Consider the following 16,860-nt stretch of genomic DNA (forward strand, 5'->3'; position numbering starts at 1 on the left):
CGGAACGGGGGGCGTCTGAACCCCACCATCAGCTGTCGGCGTTCGACCCTTTACTCGCAGAGGGCTCGGGGATCAGACGAAGACCCCCGGTTCCGTTGGCGAGGTCGGCGAGTTGGCTCAGCCACTTGCGGTTCAACGGCAGATCGCTGCGCTCATCGAAACTGAAGTACAACGACGAGCTCGATGAAATCCACACCGTGCCGTGGAGACCGGGCTTGGCGAGAGCGTCGTCGCCGTGTACGTCGGGCTCGTTGTCCCAGTTGAAGCCGAAGCTCTCGTTGCGTCGGAGCTTCGTGAGCATGACGGCGCGCAGGTGCTCGAGACCCCGATCGTCGATGCGTATGGCGGGCGCAGTGCCGTAGATGAGGTGTCCCATGTGTGTTCCTTCTCGAACAAGCGTGGGATCGCAACGATCCGCGCGCTATCGAAGGCTACAACACGCGTGTCCGTGAGGCCCTAACGCACGCGGCGTCCAATGGAAAGGGGGCGGGTGTACGCGCGATGGGGGAGTACATGTGGATGATGCACAGGATCCACTACGCGGGCGACTCGTTCCTCACCGGCTCGGAGATCGCACGTGCTCTCTTGGAATATGCGCAGGTGCTCGCATCCGTGGGGCAGGCGGCCACTGTAGAGATCCCGACCCTGTCTGACGACGGAACCTCCGGCCGATCTATCATCCTCATCGGCCCCTCGAGTCAGGTGATCGCCGGAACGGAGTACTCGGCTCATCCTGAAATCCTCGATCCTGACCTGGTCGCGTCGATGGCCTCCAGCGTCGAGATGCTGCAGCATCCGGGGGGCTCCACCCCCGTCGTCACAGCGCGTACTCGTGACAGCAACCGGGACTGGCAGAACGATGATTGGGACGGGCTCGACGTCATCTAGCCCGACCCTCCACGACGTCGCGGTGTGCATCGTCGCGGTCGACGCCCTAGTCGATTCCGCTTGTCCCCCCGAATGGGGGACGGCCTCATAGGCTCCGGCGTCGCCGGTCGCCACGCCGCACGCGGACTCCGGGTGGTATCGCGGAGGTGAGCCTCGTGGAGTCCGAGCCGTGTGCGCTCAGTTGCCTCCGGTAACTCGGAGGTCTGCGCCGGACGTGAATGCGGCGCCCGGACCGAAGAAGTAGGCGACGGCGTCGGCGACCTCGTGGGGATGCGCAGCGCGGCGCAGCGGGATGCCGGGGGCGCGCTCTTCGGGAGCGTTAGGGCGCCCGCCATCCGCGTGGATGGTCGTGTACGTTGTGCCGGGTGAGACCGTGTTCACGCGCACGCCCTGCGGGCCGAACTCTTTCGCCAAGCCGATGGTCATCGCGTTGATCGCGGCTTTGCTCATCGCATACGGCACGTAGGTGTTCGGCGCGCCGCTGGTCGCAGCGCCGGAGGAGATGTTGACGATCGTGCCGCCTTCGCCGCCCCTTTCCGTCGACATCGCTTCGAGCGCTGCACGGGTTACGGCGATGGGCGCGAGGACATTGATGCGCAGCATCCGCTCCACTTCGGCGAGGTCGATGCCGATGTAGTCGCCGATCCGCATGGTGATCCCGGCGTTGTTCACGAGGCCGGTCAGTCGGTCGTACTCGGCGAGTGTTGCCGGGACCACGCCGGCGGCGTCGTCGAGGTCTGCAAGGTCAGCCCGGATGAGCAGCACCCGCGCGCCCAGGGCTCGGCACGCTGCCGCGACGGCCCCGGCTTCATCACGGGCGACCCTGTAGGTCAGGGCGAGGTCATGGCCGTCAGCGGCAAGTCGCTCTGCGATGGCTGCGCCGATACCGCGGCTACCGCCGGTGACGATCGTGACGGGTCGGGGTCCGGTCGATTGCATCATTCGGCAAGCCTACGTTTCGCCGGCTTGTGACCAGGATGCACAGTACTAGGACGCGGGCGCCACGTCCACCGTGTTTCCGCGGGTTGTGGGCCGTTGAAACGTCCTCACACTGGCTCCAACGCCGGAATTGATGATGCTTCTATGCGACCTACGGACGTAAGAGATGAGACCCCGGACGTTTCGGCGCTCGCAGCGACCCGCGCAACGGTGTCTGACAAGTCGGTGTAGGAGTTTCTCGAAGACATCGACAGCATCGTGCGCCTCTAAGGGCTCGGGAGTAACGCGTCGACTCTGCTCACTCGTCGGTGAGCCCCGCATCGTGCACGATGCGAGCGATCTGCACGCGGTTGGTGGCCTCGAGCTTGGCGAACAGGCGCCCGATGTGCGTTTTGACGGTCGCGACCCCCATGTACAGCGACGCCGCGATCTCGGCGTTGGAAAGGCCGCGACCGACGGCGACGGCGACGTCGCGTTCGCGCTCGGTGAGCCGCCCCAAGAGCGCAACAGCGTGGGTGCGCCGGTCGTCGGAGCCGCTGCTGACCGCGGCGATGAGCTGCGCGGTGACGCTCGGCGAAAGGATCGACTCTCCGTTGGCCACCCGGTGCACGCCGTCGACAAGCTCGGTGGGCGAGGTGTCTTTGAGGAGAAAGCCGACCGCACCGTGGCGCAGGGCGTCGAGGACGAGATCGTCGGTGTCGAACGTGGTCAGCACGATGACCCGCGCCGGGTCGGCGCGCGCCGTGAGCGCCTTGGTGGTTTGGAGGCCGTCCAGCCGCGGCATGCGGATGTCCATGAGTACGACGTGCGGGGCAGCGGTTGCGATCATGTCGAGCGCCTCGCGCCCGTCGGCCGATTCGCCGACGATGGTGATCGCCGCATCGCCGCCGAGAATCATCCGGAGTCCTGCGCGAACGAGGGCGTCGTCGTCGACGATCGCCAGGCGGATGCTTCGCTCCGTCACGCCCATGGCAACCTCGCCGTCACGACGAAGCTGCCGTCGCTGTCGATGCCGTGAGCGAGGGTTCCGCCAGCAAGTTCGGCACGCTCCTGCAACCCGGTGAGCCCCATGCCGCTGCCCGCGGTCAAACCCGCGGATGCGTAGCCCACCGAATTGCGCGCGGTGACCCAGAGCTCGTCATCCCGACGCTCTAGGCGCACCGTCACGGGCGCACCGGGCGCGTGTTTGCGGGCATTGGTCAGGGCCTCCTGGATGATGCGGTAAGCGGTGCGCGAGACCGCCTCGGAGAGGTCGTCGAGTGCGAGGCCATCCGCATCCGTCGTCACCTGCATCCCGGCGTCGCGTCCGTCGGCGACGAGGGCGGGCAGCGCCGCGAGCGTGGGCTGCGGCGGTTCCGCGCGCCCCTCGTCCTCGGCAAAGGCGTTCTCCGACGCCCCGCGGGCCTCCGTCCCACCGTCGACATCGCGGAGCACTCCCAGAATCTGGCGCAGTTCGGTGAGCGCGAGTTGCGCGTTGTTCTGGATGACCGCCGCGGCCTCCGCCGTTTCGTCGCGGGTGAGGTCGGTGCGGTAGGTGAGGGCTCCGGCGTGGAGGCTCACGAGCGAGATGTGGTGCGCGAGCACGTCGTGCATCTCTCGGGCAATGCGGGTGCGCTCGGCCTCGCGGGCCGAGTCTTCGCGCAGGGCCTGTTCGCGCTCGGCGGTCCTCGCTCGTTCGCGCAGTGAGGCCAGCAGGTCACGGCGCGCGCCGATGTAGAACCCTGTCGACACGCAGATCGCGTACACGGCAACGGCGACGCCGCCCGACGCCCACCGAGAGATGACCTCGCTCGCGACACCCGGCACGCTCGGGCGCAGCACGAACTCGTAGAAGAGGGTGCAGACAATCCAGACGAGCCCGACGACGACCACGGGCCGCCACCGCCGCCGGGTGCTCGTCGACACGATCGCGAGCATGGCGGGGCCCACCGAGAAGACCGAGACGGCCGAGAGGCAGGCGGTCAGCACGGCGACGAGCAGCGGAAAGCGTCGGCGCAGCGGCAGGAGCGCCGTGGCGATCAAACCGAGGACGAGATCGAGGATCGCAAACGCACCGATCGCGGCGTTCTCGTCGGCGGGGAGGCTGTCGGGGTTCGGGCCGATGTACTCGGCCACCGTGAAGGTCCAGAAGAGGAGGCCGACACCGAGAGCGACGAGATAGCGCCAGATGCGTGACCACGGTCGAAGCGGTGGGGCGGGGGATGCGGCGGGCAGACGCACCGCGTCTTTCCGGACAGCGCGCACGGGGAGGCTCGGGCGGACGGTCACGTTTCGAGCCTAAGACGCGGGTCGCGACATCCGCTCACCCCTTCGGCTCGGTCGCCTCCGACCAAAGGAGGAGGCGACCGAGACCGCGCTCCGATGTGCGGGGAGCGTGACCGCGCGACGCTGGAACACATGATCACCGCAGAGAACCTCACCAAGAAATACGGCGCGAAGGCGGTTGTCGATGACGTGTCGTTCACGGCCCTCCCCGGCCGGATCACCGGCTTCCTCGGCCCCAACGGTGCAGGTAAGTCGACGACCATGCGGATGCTGTGTGGTCTCGCCGCTCCGACGTCGGGATCCAGCACGGTGTTGGGCGTGCCCTTCCACGCGCTCGACAACCCCGGGCGCGATGTCGGAATGCTGCTCGACGCGAGCGCCCAGCATCCGGGTCGCACCGGTCGCGAGACCCTGGCCATCTCGGCTCACCTCATGGGCCTGCCCGCGAGCAGAGCAGATGAACTCCTCGAAGTCGTGGGGCTCACCACCCGCGAAGGCGCCTCGCGCGTGCGCGGCTACTCCCTCGGGATGCGTCAGCGACTCGGTATCGCCAGCGCCCTGCTCGGCGACCCGGACGTGCTGATCCTCGACGAGCCCTCGAACGGACTCGACCCCGCCGGGATCCGATGGATGCGGGAACTCCTCACCTCCTTCGCCGCCCGCGGCGGCACCGTACTGCTGTCGTCGCACCTGCTGCTCGAGATCGAGGCCGTCGCAGACGACCTCGTTATCATCGGGCAGGGTCGCATCCTCGCCCAGGGGAGCGCCGCCGACCTTCTCGCGACGAAGGGCACGCAGGTGGAGAGCCTCGACAACGCCGAACTCGGCCGCGCCCTCACCACAGCCGGGTTCGAGGTGACGACGACGCCGACGGGGCTGACGACCTCGGCAACCGTCGAGGAGGTCGGGCGGCTCGCCCTCGCCGCCGCGATCGCTGTGACCGACCTTCGTCCCTCGGCGAACGCCGGGCTCGAAGAACTGTTCTTCTCCATGACCGCCCAGCACGGGCGAGAGGATGTGTCCGCATGACCACGCTCACCCCTGCCGTCCCCCGCATCCGCTCTTCTCAGCGGATCCCCTTTCTGAGGCTCTGCGCCGTCGAGCTGCGCAAGCAACTCGACACCCGCGCCGGACTCTGGCTGCTCGTGTCGATCGCCGTGATCAGCGCCGGGTTCATCGCGCTCAACCTGTTCACCGCCGAGTCGGAGTTCGTCACGTGGACGAACCTCACGGGGGCGGCCTCCACCGGGCAGTTGTTGCTGCTTCCGCTGATCGGCGTGATGGCGGCCACGAGCGAGTGGTCGGCGCGCACGGCTCTGACGACCTTCGTGCTCGAGCCGCGTCGCACGCGCGTCAACGCGGCGAAGATCGCCTCGGCCAGCTCACTCGGCGTCGCGATGATGGTCGTGACGCTCGGGGCGAGCGCGCTCGCGAACCTCATCGGCATCGTGTGGCTCGGCGGCGACGGATCGTGGGCGCTCGACGGGGGAGTGGTAGCCGGAACAGCGCTCGCGCTCGTGCTGCTCGTCATTCAGGGGGTCGCGTTCGGGCTCGCGTTCTTGAGCACGCCGATCGCGATCGTGGCGTACCTCGGGTTGCCCACGGTGTGGACGGTGCTCACCCTCACGGTCGAGTCGCTCGGTGAACCCGCGCAATGGCTCGACACGAGCGTGACCTTCACAACCCTCATGACGGGCGAGATGGCCGCCGACGACTGGCCGAAGCTGCTGGTGTCGGTGCTGATCTGGGTCGGAATCCCGCTCGCCTTCGGGCTGTGGCGCACGGCTCGACGCGAGCCCTGAGGCGGGCCGCCGGGGGAGAGCGCCCGTGGAACGGTCTCGGGTAGCTTTCCCCCACGTGAGACCCCGAAGTACAGCTCGTGTTGGGCGAAGGTGCGGACAACCCCGTGATTCCGGGGAAGCGGGGTATTGATCGGGGTCTTATTCGTGGACACTTCGGGTAGCTTCTGGACACTCAATGGACACCTAGCCGCGAGCAGGCGACTGCTGCTGCTGCTCGGAGACTCCGAACATCTGACCTTCCACGTGCGCCTCGTCCACGCTAGGCGATCATCGGTCTCGGCGCGTGCGTTGATCATCTATGCGTGCACGCATAGCATGGTGTTATGACAAGTCCGTCCACCCTCCTACGCGATGCGCGTCGTCGTGCTGGAATTTCGCAGGCGGAGGTCTCGAGGCGCAGCGGGATCGAGCAGTCGACGATCAGTCGGATCGAGGCGGCGACCTCCGACCCTGGATGGGAGACGATGACCGCTGCCCTGGAAGCGTCTGGGTGGACCGTCAAGATCGAGCGTTCCCCGACTGCGTCGCTCATTCCGACTCGCGAGATCGCAAAGTCGATAAGGGGGTGGTTGCGCAGGGGCGAGGACTGGACCGCGATGCTCGACATGGTTGAGGCTGCCGGTCGTATCCGCGCGCTCGGTGCTCTCCCGGAGGGGGGCCTGCCGCGGTGGGCCGTCGAGGAACCTGCGTCGACCGGTGACCGAAAATGGGACACTCTTCTCGCGACCGGGATGGCCTACTCCATCGAGATGATCGGCGGCACGCCGGAACTGTGGATGGACAACGTCCCTCCGTTGAGCGAGCCCACGATGTTGACAAGCGACGATCCGGGTGATGAGTACCGGGCCAGGCTCCGGGCGCAGACTCCGCCGCGATTTCTCGCGAAGAATATCCTCACGCGCGACCGCGACTGGACGACTGCATGACAGAGCTGCGGATGATCCGCGCGGACCAGGTCGGCGGTCTCATCTCTGAGCTCGTCAGCAGATGTGAGGAGCAAGGCGTCCGGGTCGACGCGTACCTCGTCGGTGGCGCTGCCCTGACCCTTCAACTTGAACGCCCGCGGATGACCCCCGACCTGGACGTCCTGCTGCTCAATCCCGACCCGAGGATCATGTCCATTGCGGAAGCGATAGCGGACGAGCTCAATCTCGACCCGGCGTGGCTGAACTCGCGCGCGTTCGCTTTTCTCGCGGGAATGGATGACGAGAAGGACACCGAGGCTGCACTGCTCGACCTCCCGGGGCACCGGGTCCGGGTTGCGTCACCGCGATACCTGCTTGCGATGAAGATCGCTGCGATGCGTGCGAAGGACGTCGACGACGCTGCCGCCTGCGTCCGCTACCTCGGCTATCGGGATGCCGACGCGATTGTCCCGGAGGCGATCGCAATTTTGGGTCGCGACAGCATGGCCTGGGGTGCACCGCACGATGTCGACCTCAACGAATGGCTAAGGCCTGAGGCGGAGCGTGTGCTCAAGCGAGCCTGGAGTGGGGATCCACTCTGGAACGACGCGCCCTCACGTCGGCCGACTTAGTGACCCAATCGACCGCCCGACCCAACATGTGCAGATTTCGCACAGGATTCGGCGCTTGGCAGGGCTGGGCGACAGTGTGAGCGAAAGAGGGCCCCTCATCGATCACTTCTCGTGCGGGCTATTCCTGCAGCATCGATCACTTCTCGTGCGGGCTATTCCTGCAGCAGCCCCGGATGGAACTCGATGAACAGGAAGTACTTGCCGGAGATGCGTGAGCGGGCGCTCAGGATGCTCGCGGAGGCGCGGCCGGAGCACCCGAACATGATGAGCGCGCTCCGTCACGTCGCTGGGCTGCTCGCGATGAGTCCGGAGACGCTACGTCTCTGGCAGCGCCGCTTCGAGGTCGACTCCGGCACCAAGCCGGGTGTCACTACCGAGCCCGCGCAGCGGATCAGGTAGCTCGAGGGAGAACGCCGAGCTGCGAAAGGCGAACGAGATCCTCAAGCCGCCACATTCTTGGCACTTTCTGTCGACGCCCCGCGGTTCGCCCGTGCCAATCCGTAGCATCCGCCGCGTTACTTCGGGAACGACAGAACCCCAGTAGCAACCAGTACCTCCACGGGAGGAACCAATAGTTACTGGGGCTCTGGGCGACTCGGGCCGGTCAGGTTGCGTCTACGGGATAGTCGCGCTGTGCTCCGGCTGAGCCACGGCTTGCTGCGGGCTGACTACACCCCGAAGTACAGCTCGTACTCGAACGGGTGCGGACGCTGCGCGATGGGCTGGATCTCGTTCTCGATCTTGTACTCGATCCAGGTGTCGATGAGCTCCTGGGTGAACACGCCGCCGGCGAGGAGGAACTCGTGGTCTGCGCGAAGCGCCTCGAGCGAGTCGAGAAGCGAGTTCGGAACCTGCGGGATGTTCTTGGCCTCTTCGGCGGGGAGCTCGTAGAGGTCCTTGTCGACGGGCTCGTGCGGCTCGATGCGGTTCTTGATGCCGTCGATGCCTGCCATCAGCTGAGCCGCGAACGCGAGGTACGGGTTGCCCGAAGCATCCGGTGCGCGGAACTCGATGCGCTTGGCCTTCGGGTTCGAACCCGTGATCGGGATGCGGATCGCGGCCGAGCGGTTACCGGCCGAGTAGACCAGGTTGACCGGGGCCTCGAAGCCCTTCACCAGACGGTGGTAGCTGTTCAGCGTCGGGTTGGTGAACGCGAGCACCGCGGGCGCGTGGGCCAGCAGACCGCCGATGTACCAGCGCGCGACGTCGGAGAGCCCGCCGTATCCGGTCTCGTCGTAGAACAGCGGCTTGCCGTCCTGCCACAGCGACTGGTGGGTGTGCATACCCGAGCCGTTGTCGCCGAAGAGCGGCTTCGGCATGAAGGTCGCGACCTTGCCCCACTGCTCAGCAGTGTTCTTGACGATGTACTTGAACTTCAGGATGTCGTCGGCCGCGTGCAGCATCGTGTCGAAGCGGTAGTTGATCTCCTGCTGACCGCCGGTGCCGACCTCGTGGTGCGAGCGCTCGAGCTCGAAGCCCGCCTCGATCAGCTTCAGCGTGATGTCATCGCGGAGGTCAGCCGTCTTGTCGACGGGGGAGACCGGGAAGTAACCGCCCTTGTAGGGGGTCTTGTTGGCGAGGTTTCCGCCCTCTTCCTCGCGGCCCGTGTTCCAGGCGCCTTCCTCGGAGTCCACCGAATAGAAGCTCGAGTTCTGCTTCACCTCGAAGCGCACGTCATCGAAGATGTAGAACTCGGCCTCGGGGGCGAAGAACGCGGTGTCGGCGATGCCGGTGGAGGCGAGGTACTTCTCAGCCTTCTTGGCGACCTGACGCGGGTCCTTCGAGTAGATCTCGCCGTTGCGCGGGTTGTAGATGTCGAAGACCATGACAAGCGTCTTCGCTTCGCGGAACTGGTCGAGGTACGCCGTGGTGACGTCGGGGATGAGCTGCATGTCGGATTCGTGGATGTTCGCGAATCCGCGGATCGAGGACCCGTCGAACAGCTGTCCGACGGTGAAGAACTCCTCGTCGACGGTGGCCGCGGGGATGTTGAAGTGCTGCTGCACACCCGGGAGATCCGTGAAACGGATATCGAGGAACTTGACGTCCTCTTCCTGGATGAAGCGCAGAACCTCGGACGAATCTTTGAACATGAAGACTCCAGAGGTAGCGAATCGGGATGTGCCGGCCGCTAGGCCTGACCAGTCGAACCTATCGGCAGGGCATTGCTCGCCAGTGTCCCATATGTTTCCGGGATGTTACGAGCCCGTGGTTAGGCTTGCCGGATGACCTTCGCCCCGTCCGACTTCCCCGGTGATCGACTCGGATACCCGAAAGAAGGCCCGGGATCGGTCGCGCGCCTCGGTCGACGCGTCGGTGCTCTCTTCATCGACTACGGCGCGGCCTACCTGATCTCGGGATTCTTCGCGTGGGACGCCGTCGCGATCTTCGTGATCTTCGCGGCGATTCAGATCGTCTTCTTGCCGACCCTCCAGGGCAGCCCCGGGCACCGCCTCGTCGGTCTGCGCCTGCAGCGCCTCGACGGCGGCTGGGTGGGGCTGTGGAAACCGGTGATCCGTACCGTGCTGCTGATCCTCGTCATTCCCGCGGTGATCTGGGACGCCGATCAGCGCGGCCTGCACGACAAGGCCGTCGGAACGGTCCTCGTACGCCGCTGACGCAGGATCAGCGCGGACGCGGGGCGCGCGCCTTCGTCGGGTCGATGCCCTTCGGGATCGGCAGCGACGCGAGCGACTGCGACACCGAGTCGACGCGCTTGATGACCGCGGCCATGGACGCACGGTCGACCTTCTTGGGCAGCGACTTGATCGCCGAGGCGAGGTTCTTCACCTCGACATCGTCGTCGCCGTGCCCGAGATAGAGCACCGTCACCGGCACACCAGAGGCCACGCGCTGGATCTTCGAGCGCTCTTCGTTCACCAGACGGGTGAGACGGCCGCGCGAACCCTCGCCGACGAGAACGACGCCACCACGACCGATGGCGCGGTAGACGGCCTCCTGCGTGCGGGGGTTCACACCCACCGGCATCTCGGACGCCTGCCAGTGACGACCGAGCGACGTCGAGAGCACGTGCCCCGCGGCGCCCGGCATGCCGTCGATCTTGCGGTACATGGCCTTGGTCGACAGCCGCGTCATCGTGATCATGGCGGCCAGGATGCCCGCGAGAAGGCCGGTGAAGCCCCAGAGGATGACGCTCCAAATCGCGAACGGCGGGATCAGGAATCCGATGCCGATGCCCAGGGCGATACCCAGAACGACGATGCCCGCCAGCACGTAGGGGAGCCATTTGTAGGCATCCCGCGTGAATGTGAACAGGGTGCGGAGCTGGGAGAAGAAATTGGGGCGCTTCTCAGGAGCGGTGGGTCGAGCGGCCATGGTTCGATTCTAGCTTTCGCGCCGCGTCGTCTCCTCCCCAGCCGTGGAGGGGTGACCGATCATGCACTTCTGAGCATCATCGTCTTCCTCGCGCGACGCGGACGACGAGCATCGGAACATGCTCTCCCCGCCGATCTCGCAGGCATTCGACACCTTCCGCACCGTGCGATCGGTGCAGCCACCCGGGAGTCCGTTCGACGCCAGGATCGCAGAGAGCGTGGACGGGCGAACGATGATGCTCGCCGACCGCTCGGCGGTCGCCGACCTGCCCGGATGGAGTGCGCAAGACCACGCGCATCTTCTCGCGCCGGTCGACATCGTGCGTCGCGCAGACGGTCACGACGCCGTCTTTCCCGTGCTCACCGAGAGTGTGACGCAGTTCTTGCAGAGGCGGCAGGATGCTGGCGCACCGGTCGCCGGCGGAGAAGCCGTCACCATCGCCGTGAGCATCATTCGCGGCCTGTCGGCATCTCTCCTGCGGAACGAATGCGCGGAGGGCGAGTGGTGGCTCACCGACGACGGTCGGCCGCTTCTCGTGGAGGGGGTCGGCCACGAGACCGCTCGCGAAGCGTCCGCGCGTCTTCTGACCACCATGGCAGAGTGCCTGCCGCGCACGCGTGTCGGCGCGACCCTGAATGACGTCGCCGATGCCGCGCGGCAAGCTGATGCAGCGCGGATCGACGCGGAGTGCGAAGACGTGCTCTTCGCGTGCGCCGAGCCGGAGCCCCTGCTGACCGAGGTCTTCGGCCCGCGGCGGGCAAGACATCTCACGCCGACCCCCGAGACCGATCAGCCGCCGCGTGAGCGGTCCCTCTGGCGACGCCTCGCGTTTCACATGGACGCAGACCTCGCCGACACCGCGTCGGACGTGGTGCATGCCATCGTCCGCCGCATCCGTCGATCCCCGTCTCGCCGACGGCCGATCGTCATCGCCGTCGTGATCGCGGGCCTTGTCGTGGTGGCCGGGCTGCTCTGGCCCACCGACGGGGACGACGCCGACCCGGCAGCGGATCCGGCGCCGCAGGCTTCTGCAACCCACACCGACGGCGGAGGGCAGTCGTCGGATGAACCGGCCCCTGTGACTGGCGATCTCGCCGCCGTCACAACCGAGCTTCTCGATCGCCGCATCGCCTGCGGCGACATCGCGTGTCTGGCGACGGTGCTGGAAGATCCGGCGCGGAAGCTCCCCGCGGGCGTGATCGATCACCCCGCGGAGGCCCGTCGGGCCACGCTCCTCGACGACCTGGGGGGAATCGTCGTCGCCCGGGTCGACTCGCTATCGGGCCGCGGCACGCAGATCATCACGGTCGTCGAGACCACAGACGGATGGCGCATCCGCGACGTACACGACGTCACCGATGCGCCATCCTGAGCCTCGGCGGGGCGGTGAACCCCGGGAGGATCGATTCTCAGATGCCGAGCTGGCCCTCGAACTGGGCGGCCTCCAGGCGCGCCTTGACTGCCCCGAGGAAGCGGGCTGCGTCCGCTCCGTCGATGATGCGGTGGTCGTACGAGAGGGCGAGGTAGACGTACGAACGCACAGAGATGGCGTCCTTCCCGTCGACCGAGACGACACCCGGCTTCTTCACGACCGCGCCGAGGCCGAGGATGGCCGACTGCGGGAGGAAGACGATCGGGGTGTCGAACAGCGCGCCGCGCGAACCGGTGTTGGTCAGCGTGAACGTGCCCCCGGCCAGCTCGTCGGGCTTCAGCTTGTTGTCGCGGGTGCGCGCGGCGAGATCGGCGATCTCACGCGCCAGCTCGGCGAGGTTCTTGCCACCGGCGTCGCGGATGACCGGGGTGAGCAGTCCGCGCTCGGTGTCGACCGCGATCGACACGTTCTCCGACTCGGGGTAGACGATGGAGTCGCCGTCGACCGTGGCGTTGACGATCGGGAACGCCTGGAGCGCCTCGATCGCGGCGAGGGCGAAGAACGGCAGGAACGAGAGCTTGTCACCCGTCTTCTCCTGGAACTGCGCCTTGACCGCGTCGCGGTAGGCCGCGACCTTGGTGACGTCGACCTCGACCACGGTCGTGAGCTGCGCCGTGGCCTGCATCGATGCCACCGCACGCTCGGCGATGACCTTGCGCAGGCGCGACATCTTCTGCGTGGTCCCGCGCAGCGGCGAGACCTCGACCGGCGCCGATGCAGCCGCGGTCGTCGCGGCAACGGGTGCAGCGGCGGCCGGAGCCTGTGCGGCCTCCGCCGCCTTCAACACGTCTTCCTTGCGGATGCGTCCGCCGACGCCGCTTCCGGTCACGGTCGAGAGGTCGACACCCTGCTGCTGGGCCAGACGACGCACCAGCGGCGTCACGTAGGTGACCTCGTCGTTCGACGCGACGACGGAGTCGGCGGGAGCCGGAGCGGCCTCGGCCTTGGGAGCGGGTGCTTCCGCCTTCGGCGCGGGAGCGGCGGGTGCCTCGGCCTTCGGTGCCTCGGCCTTCGGCGCTTCCTCGACGGGCTTCTCGGCAGCCGGAGCCGCGGGCTCGGCGGCGGGAGCCTGGGCCTTCGGAGCCTCGGGCTCGGCCGGGGCCGCGGGGGCCGCGCCACTGCCGATGCGCGCGAGCGCAGCACCCACCTCGACGGTCTCGTCTTCGGCTACCAGGATCTCCCGCAGCGTGCCCGCGACGGGGGAGGGGATCTCGGTGTCGACCTTGTCGGTCGAGATCTCGAGGAGCGGCTCGTCGACCGCGACATCGTCTCCGACGGCCTTCAGCCACCGGGTGACGGTGCCTTCCGTGACGCTCTCGCCGAGCTCGGGGAGACGCACCTCGGTCGCGTCGCCGGAGTCGGCGGGAGCGGCCTCGGCCTGCGGCTCAGGGGCGGCAGCGGGAGCCTCCGGCTCGGGCTGGGCCTGCTCGGCGGGCTCCTCGGCCGTTTCGGCAGGCGCTTCGTCGGCGGGGGCCGACGACGCCGGGGCGGACGAACCGTCACCGATCTTGGCGAGGATGGCGCCGACCTCGATGGTCTCGTCCTCCTGGACGAGGATCTCTTCGAGGACGCCGCTGACCGGCGAGGGAATCTCGGTGTCGACCTTGTCGGTCGAGATCTCCAGCAGACCTTCGTCTTCCTGGACGGTGTCGCCGACGTTCTTGAGCCAGCGGGTGACCGTTCCCTCGGTGACGCTCTCTCCGAGCGCGGGGAGGACGACGGAAGTGCTCATGAGCTTGTCTCCTTCAAAACCGTAAGTGGTTCTAGCTTAGTGACGCGAAATGCGTCAGAGCGTGTGCAGCGGTTTGCCCGCGAGAGCGAGGAACGCTTCTCCGAGGGCTTCGCTCTGCGTGGGGTGTGCATGGACGAACGGTGCGATGTCTTCTGGATGCGCTTCCCAGCCGACCGCCAACTGCGCCTCGGTGATGAGTTCGCCGACGCGATCGCCGACGAGATGCGCACCGATGATCGGGCCGTCCTTCTTACGAACGATCTTCACGACACCGGGGGTGCCGAGGATCTCGCTCTTGGCGTTACCCGCCAGGTTGTACTCGTACGCCACGATCGCGTCGGCGCCGTGTGCGGCGACGGCATCTGCCTCCGTGACGCCCACCGACGCGACTTCCGGTCGCGAGTAGGCGACGCGCGGGATCTGCTCGTCGGGGATGAGAACCGGCGAACGTCCGGCGATCTCCTCGGCGACGAAGATGCCCTGTTGGAAGCTCCGGTGCGCCAGCTGCGGGCCGACCACGATGTCGCCGACCGCCCAGACATGCGCGACATCTGTCCGGAGCCTCTCATCGGTGCGCACGAAGCCGCGGTCGAGCACGACGCCGGCCTCTTCGTAGCCGAGGCCCTCCGTCGCTGCGGCCCGACCGACGGCCACCAGCACGTAGTCGGCGGTCAGTTCGGTCCCCTCCTCCAGCCGCACGGTGACCGAATCGCCCGTCTGGGTGAGCGAGTCGAAGCGCACGCCGGTCCGCGCGACGATCCCTCGCTTGCGGAACGCGCGCTCGAGAGCCTTGCTGGACGACGCATCCTCGGTCGGCAGCAGTCGATCGAGGGCTTCGACGATGGTGACCTCGGCGCCGAGCGAGCGCCACGCGCTAGCGAACTCGACGCCGATGACCCCGCCGCCCAGAACGACGACGTGGTCGGGGATGACGTCGAGCTCGAGAGCATGCTCACTGGTGAGCACGCGGCCTTCCACCGCCAGGCCGGGCAGGGTGCGGCTGTACGAGCCCGTCGCCAAGATCACATCGCGACCACGGTAGACATCGTCGCCGACGCGTACCGCCGGCCCCTCGACGAGAACACCCTCGCCCGAGACGACGGTGATGCCCCGAGCGCTGACCAGCCCCTGGAGCCCCTTGTACTTCTTCGAGACGACGCCCTGGCGGTACTCGCGCACGCCGGCGGCGTCGATGCGGTCGAGGTGCACGTGCACACCCACGGATGCTGCGTCACGCGCGGTGTCGGCGACCTCGCCGGCGTGCAGCAGCGCCTTGGTGGGGATGCAGCCCCGGTGGAGGCATGTGCCGCCCAGCTTGTCTTTCTCCACGATCACGACCGAGGCTCCGAGTTCCGCCGCACGGAGGGCCGCAGCGTATCCACCGCTGCCTCCGCCGAGGATCACGACATCGGCCGTGTGGTCGGTCACCGCTGGGCCTCGGCGGCCAGGAGTTCGATGAGCGATCTCGTCGCCGCTCCGGTCACTCCCTTATCGGTGAACCCGAAGGCGCCGCCCTTGTTCATTCCGACCCCGGCGATGTCGAGGTGCAGCCAGGGGATCCGCGCCGCATCCGCGTCGTCAGACACGCGCCCGACGAACCGCTCGAGGAAGAGGCCCGCGAACATCGTGCCGCCCGCGGGGTCGCCCATCTTGGCGTTCTGCAGGTCGGCGATGGGGGAGTCGAGCTCGTCGCGCATGTGCTCCGGCAGGGGGAGACGCCACGCCAGCTCTGCGGAGCGGTCCGCGGCGGCGAGGTAATCCGCGACAGCGTCGTCGTCGCCCATCACGCCGGTGTGCCTCGTGCCGAGCGCGACGGTGACGGCGCCGGTGAGGGTGGCGATATCGACGACCAGGTCAGGATGCTCGCGGCTCGCTGCCACGAGGCCGTCGGCGAGAACGAGTCGCCCCTCGGCGTCGGTGTTGGTCACCTCGACGGTCTGACCGTCGAGCATCCGCAGCACGTCGCCCGGGCGGGTCGCGCGACCGGACGGCATGTTGTCGGCGATGCAGAGCCAGCCGGTGACCCGCACCGGCAGCTGCAGCGCGGCGGCGGCCCGCACCACGGCGAGAACGGTCGCAGCCCCGCACATGTCGTACTTCATGCCCACCATCGACGCCGCGGGCTTGAGCGACAGACCGCCGGTATCGAACGTGATGCCTTTGCCGACGAGAGCCACGTGGCGCGTTGCGCCGGCGGGCGCGTAGTCGAGACGCACGAGGCGTGGCGGACGGTCAGAGCCCTGCCCGACGCCGAGGATCCCGCCGAAACCGTCGGCGCGCAGGGCGTCCTCGTCCCACACACGCACGTCGACGGCGAGGTCGGCGACGGACGCCTGGGCGCGTTCTGCCAGATCGGCCGGGCCCAGCCACTCGGCCGGAGTGGTCACAAGATCCTTCACGAGGGCGACGGCATCGCCGATCGCCGCCACGGCGGCCACATCCTCGGACGACGGAGCGGCCTCGGTGTGCACGGTGACCTCGACCGCTCGCGAAGCGGGGGCTTTCATCGCATACCCCGTGAAGCGGTACCCGCCCAGCGCGGCGCCCTCGGCCAGCGGTCGCCAGACGTCGCCGTCCGCGCCGGGAGCGGCGAGAGCAACCCGGTCGAACCCGGTGAGCGATCTGATCCCCGTGCCCGCAGCATCCCGCAACGATCCGGCGTCGTCCTTACGTCCACGCCCGGCTACGGCCAGGGGGAGCTCGACTCCTTCGGCGACGATGCGCTGATACGAACCCGCGCCGCCGGTGAACCCGATACGGCGCAACTGCGCCGCGAGTCCGGGCCATCCGTCGATCTCTGTGGTGTCGTCGAGATGCGGAAGTAGGAGGAGGAGCGCGTCGGCATCGGCCTCGCGGACCGATGAGCTGCTGTGCGCGAGACGGGGAAACGGCATGTCTCCATCCTAAGGAGCGCTGTTCGCTGTCAGCG

At 67.6% G+C, this 16,860-nt stretch carries 17 protein-coding genes; 8 read left to right on the forward strand and 9 right to left on the reverse strand.

Annotated elements, in window-relative coordinates; all coding sequences use genetic code 11:
• Window positions 1-28: 28 nt before the first annotated feature.
• Window positions 29-376, reverse strand: coding sequence for a hypothetical protein (locus DEA06_RS03490; protein WP_116646525.1), 348 nt, complete (start codon window positions 374-376; stop codon window positions 29-31).
• Window positions 377-378: 2 nt separating this feature from the next.
• On the opposite strand from DEA06_RS03490, the gene DEA06_RS03495 reads away from it, so the two are divergent.
• Window positions 379-888: a hypothetical protein gene (locus DEA06_RS03495; protein ID WP_133241696.1), complete on the forward strand. Its 510-nt coding sequence runs from the start codon at window positions 379-381 to the stop codon at window positions 886-888.
• Between the two features lie 177 nt (window positions 889-1,065).
• Here the strand turns inward: DEA06_RS03495 and DEA06_RS03500 are convergent, their stop codons facing one another.
• The 3 genes from DEA06_RS03500 to DEA06_RS03510 all read right to left on the reverse strand — a co-directional run bounded on the left by DEA06_RS03500 (window position 1,066) and on the right by DEA06_RS03510 (window position 4,095).
• Complete coding sequence (locus tag DEA06_RS03500; RefSeq protein WP_116646527.1) at window positions 1,066-1,830, reverse strand: SDR family oxidoreductase; 765 nt, start codon at window positions 1,828-1,830, stop codon at window positions 1,066-1,068.
• 295 nt (window positions 1,831-2,125) lie between these two features.
• A complete protein-coding gene (locus DEA06_RS03505) occupies window positions 2,126-2,791 on the reverse strand; it encodes a response regulator transcription factor (protein WP_240606788.1) in 666 nt (221 codons plus the stop codon).
• Window positions 2,788-4,095, reverse strand: coding sequence for a histidine kinase (locus tag DEA06_RS03510; RefSeq protein ID WP_240606789.1), 1,308 nt, complete (start codon window positions 4,093-4,095; stop codon window positions 2,788-2,790). Before DEA06_RS03510 ends, DEA06_RS03505 begins: the two co-directional genes overlap by 4 nt.
• 129 nt (window positions 4,096-4,224) lie before the next feature.
• Here DEA06_RS03510 and DEA06_RS03515 point away from each other — a divergent pair, with 129 nt between their 5' ends.
• From DEA06_RS03515 to DEA06_RS03535, 5 genes are all read left to right on the forward strand, one after another.
• Window positions 4,225-5,121 carry an ATP-binding cassette domain-containing protein gene (locus DEA06_RS03515; RefSeq protein WP_116646821.1) on the forward strand — a complete coding sequence of 299 codons (897 nt, stop codon included), beginning with the start codon at window positions 4,225-4,227 and terminating at the stop codon, window positions 5,119-5,121.
• Entirely contained in the window at window positions 5,118-5,894 is a 777-nt protein-coding gene (locus DEA06_RS03520) for an ABC transporter permease (protein WP_116646529.1), read from the forward strand. Before DEA06_RS03515 ends, DEA06_RS03520 begins: the two co-directional genes overlap by 4 nt.
• Before the next feature lie 323 nt (window positions 5,895-6,217).
• Complete coding sequence (locus DEA06_RS03525) at window positions 6,218-6,820, forward strand: helix-turn-helix transcriptional regulator (RefSeq protein ID WP_116646530.1); 603 nt, start codon at window positions 6,218-6,220, stop codon at window positions 6,818-6,820.
• Window positions 6,817-7,431: a DUF6036 family nucleotidyltransferase gene (locus tag DEA06_RS03530; protein WP_116646531.1), complete on the forward strand. Its 615-nt coding sequence runs from the start codon at window positions 6,817-6,819 to the stop codon at window positions 7,429-7,431. Before DEA06_RS03525 ends, DEA06_RS03530 begins: the two co-directional genes overlap by 4 nt.
• A gap of 183 nt (window positions 7,432-7,614) precedes the next feature.
• Complete coding sequence (locus DEA06_RS03535; protein ID WP_116646532.1) at window positions 7,615-7,830, forward strand: hypothetical protein; 216 nt, start codon at window positions 7,615-7,617, stop codon at window positions 7,828-7,830.
• A gap of 269 nt (window positions 7,831-8,099) precedes the next feature.
• Here DEA06_RS03535 and glnA read toward each other — a convergent pair whose 3' ends face one another.
• Complete coding sequence (gene glnA, locus DEA06_RS03540; protein ID WP_116646533.1) at window positions 8,100-9,524, reverse strand: type I glutamate--ammonia ligase; 1,425 nt, start codon at window positions 9,522-9,524, stop codon at window positions 8,100-8,102.
• Window positions 9,525-9,656: 132 nt separating this feature from the next.
• On the opposite strand from glnA, the gene DEA06_RS03545 reads away from it, so the two are divergent.
• Window positions 9,657-10,049, forward strand: coding sequence for an RDD family protein (locus DEA06_RS03545; RefSeq protein WP_116646534.1), 393 nt, complete (start codon window positions 9,657-9,659; stop codon window positions 10,047-10,049).
• A gap of 7 nt (window positions 10,050-10,056) precedes the next feature.
• Here the strand turns inward: DEA06_RS03545 and DEA06_RS03550 are convergent, their stop codons facing one another.
• Entirely contained in the window at window positions 10,057-10,767 is a 711-nt protein-coding gene (locus tag DEA06_RS03550; RefSeq protein ID WP_116646535.1) for a DUF4191 domain-containing protein, read from the reverse strand.
• Between the two features lie 118 nt (window positions 10,768-10,885).
• Here DEA06_RS03550 and DEA06_RS03555 point away from each other — a divergent pair, with 118 nt between their 5' ends.
• The gene (locus DEA06_RS03555; protein WP_116646536.1) at window positions 10,886-12,139 is read left to right on the forward strand and encodes a hypothetical protein; all 1,254 of its coding nucleotides are present in this window, start codon (window positions 10,886-10,888) and stop codon (window positions 12,137-12,139) included.
• A 37-nt stretch (window positions 12,140-12,176) separates the two neighbouring features.
• Here the strand turns inward: DEA06_RS03555 and sucB are convergent, their stop codons facing one another.
• From sucB to DEA06_RS03570, 3 genes are read right to left on the reverse strand one after another with little or no spacing between them, the layout of a single operon-like run.
• Window positions 12,177-13,931, reverse strand: coding sequence for a 2-oxoglutarate dehydrogenase, E2 component, dihydrolipoamide succinyltransferase (sucB, locus tag DEA06_RS03560; RefSeq protein ID WP_116646537.1), 1,755 nt, complete (start codon window positions 13,929-13,931; stop codon window positions 12,177-12,179).
• Between the two features lie 54 nt (window positions 13,932-13,985).
• The gene (gene lpdA / locus DEA06_RS03565) at window positions 13,986-15,359 is read right to left on the reverse strand and encodes a dihydrolipoyl dehydrogenase (protein WP_116646538.1); all 1,374 of its coding nucleotides are present in this window, start codon (window positions 15,357-15,359) and stop codon (window positions 13,986-13,988) included.
• Window positions 15,356-16,825 (reverse strand): leucyl aminopeptidase, encoded by a 1,470-nt coding sequence (locus DEA06_RS03570; protein ID WP_116646539.1) that lies wholly within the window; start codon window positions 16,823-16,825, stop codon window positions 15,356-15,358. Before DEA06_RS03570 ends, lpdA begins: the two co-directional genes overlap by 4 nt.
• Between the last annotated feature and the right edge of the window lie 35 nt (window positions 16,826-16,860).

This window comes from Microbacterium sp. Gd 4-13 (genome assembly GCF_003095395.1).
Classification (GTDB): Bacteria; Actinomycetota; Actinomycetes; order Actinomycetales; family Microbacteriaceae; genus Microbacterium.

Bases quoted from the DNA above. Each gene is read 5' to 3' on its own strand.
- DEA06_RS03490 (WP_116646525.1), bottom strand. From the start codon at position 376: ATGGGACACCTCATCTACGGCACTGCGCCCGCCATACGCATCGACGAT.
- DEA06_RS03570 (WP_116646539.1), bottom strand. From the start codon at position 16,825: ATGCCGTTTCCCCGTCTCGCGCACAGCAGCTCATCGGTCCGCGAGGCC.
- DEA06_RS03515 (WP_116646821.1), top strand. From the start codon at position 4,225: ATGATCACCGCAGAGAACCTCACCAAGAAATACGGCGCGAAGGCGGTT.
- sucB (WP_116646537.1), bottom strand. From the start codon at position 13,931: ATGAGCACTTCCGTCGTCCTCCCCGCGCTCGGAGAGAGCGTCACCGAG.
- DEA06_RS03520 (WP_116646529.1), top strand. From the start codon at position 5,118: ATGACCACGCTCACCCCTGCCGTCCCCCGCATCCGCTCTTCTCAGCGG.
- DEA06_RS03500 (WP_116646527.1), bottom strand. From the start codon at position 1,830: ATGATGCAATCGACCGGACCCCGACCCGTCACGATCGTCACCGGCGGT.
- DEA06_RS03550 (WP_116646535.1), bottom strand. From the start codon at position 10,767: ATGGCCGCTCGACCCACCGCTCCTGAGAAGCGCCCCAATTTCTTCTCC.
- DEA06_RS03555 (WP_116646536.1), top strand. From the start codon at position 10,886: ATGCTCTCCCCGCCGATCTCGCAGGCATTCGACACCTTCCGCACCGTG.
- DEA06_RS03545 (WP_116646534.1), top strand. From the start codon at position 9,657: ATGACCTTCGCCCCGTCCGACTTCCCCGGTGATCGACTCGGATACCCG.
- DEA06_RS03530 (WP_116646531.1), top strand. From the start codon at position 6,817: ATGACAGAGCTGCGGATGATCCGCGCGGACCAGGTCGGCGGTCTCATC.
- DEA06_RS03535 (WP_116646532.1), top strand. From the start codon at position 7,615: ATGAACAGGAAGTACTTGCCGGAGATGCGTGAGCGGGCGCTCAGGATG.
- glnA (WP_116646533.1), bottom strand. From the start codon at position 9,524: ATGTTCAAAGATTCGTCCGAGGTTCTGCGCTTCATCCAGGAAGAGGAC.
- DEA06_RS03525 (WP_116646530.1), top strand. From the start codon at position 6,218: ATGACAAGTCCGTCCACCCTCCTACGCGATGCGCGTCGTCGTGCTGGA.